At 38.4% G+C, this 1,376-nt stretch carries 2 protein-coding genes; both read left to right on the top strand.

The features are described 5' to 3' along the window. The first annotated feature begins 151 nt into the window (after positions 1-151). Positions 152-472, top strand: a complete 321-nt coding sequence (dndE, locus tag A3761_RS21245) for a DNA sulfur modification protein DndE (RefSeq protein WP_068740449.1) — start codon at positions 152-154, stop codon at positions 470-472. Positions 473-485: 13 nt separating this feature from the next. Beyond that, positions 486-1,361: a phosphorothioated DNA-binding restriction endonuclease gene (locus A3761_RS21240; RefSeq protein ID WP_068739908.1), complete on the top strand. Its 876-nt coding sequence runs from the start codon at positions 486-488 to the stop codon at positions 1,359-1,361. Positions 1,362-1,376: the final 15 nt, after the last annotated feature.

Below are 1,376 nucleotides of genomic sequence, written 5' to 3'. Positions count from 1 at the left end.
CAGATACTGAGATAGACCAAGCTTTCTACCAAGATTTGGAGAAAGATATTTCCCATGCTTATCACATTGATTTTGATGAAAAGACTAAGTCCTCAAAAGCTAGTGAAGGATATTTCTGGAATAACAACCTAGTCCAAGAGGCTGTATAAAAATGCTTCCCAATAATTTCAGACTATTTCAAGACACAGAAGACAAACTCAAGAAGCTTAAAACCAAAACAGGTATTACCCCCAATATATCAGCCAGGATTGCCTTTTTTTGTTCTATTGAGCATGGTTATAGATATGAATTAGATGACCAAAAAACTAACGGTTCATTGGCTTTAAGTAAAAGCATTTGGTTTGGAGACTATGAATCGTTGATTGAAACGCTTCTAAGAGATCATTATCCTGATTTAGATGATGAATCGTTGGTCAAAGCATGGGCTAGCCATGTAAAACATGGCGAAAGTTACTTAAGCAATCTAGCTTAGAAAAAGGTAACGAGTGGAAAATCAATTTATTAAAGACATCATATGCGCCCTTTCTGTATGGGAAAAAGGAGAAGTGAGAGCACCTCATAAACCATTGCTAACCCTGCTAATACTAGGTCATTATCAAAACGGACATAGTCGTTTAGTCAAGTACATGGATATTGAGAAGAAGCTAAATGCACTCTTAAAAGAGTTTGGCCCATACAGAAAAAGCTACCATCCTGAGTACCCATTTTGGTACCTAAAAAACGACCAATTCTGGGAGCTAGATAATGTTGAAGGCTTTAGATTGAAGAAAGGTAAAAACCAGCCTTTAGTTTCCGAATTCAAAAAGCACAACCCTAATGGCGGCTTCACTAAAGAAATATACGATGGCATATGTACAGCTCCTTCATTGATAGTGGAAATAGCTGAGAATCTTCTTGATTCTCATTTCCCAGAGTCCACCCACGAAGACATATGCTCTGCTGTTGGCTTAGATTTAAGTAGATTCACAATAACTAGAAAAAAAAGAAATCCAGAATTCAGAGATAAGGTTCTGAGAGCATACGAATATAAATGCGCGATCTGTGATTACAATATCAGGATTGGAGATAGCCCCGTCGGCCTCGAAGCTGCACACATTAAATGGCATCAAGCAGGAGGCCCTTGTGCCGAAACGAATGCTTTGGCTCTTTGCTCCCTACACCATAAACTTTTCGACCGCGGTGCATTTACAATCAATCGAGAATTCCAGCTAATTATTTCAGAGTGGGCACATGGAACAAATGGTTTTAACGAGTTGCTCCATAATTTCTCTAATCGAAAAATCTCCTCACCTAGAAAGATAGAATACCAACCATCAATTGAGTATTTGGATTGGCACTTCTCTGAAGTGTTCCGTCAATAAGTAGTCCGTTTATCC

The organism is Oleiphilus sp. HI0123 (genome assembly GCF_001635315.1).
Note: the sequence above shows the minus strand (reverse complement) of the source record. Positions and strands in the feature narration are given on the sequence as shown.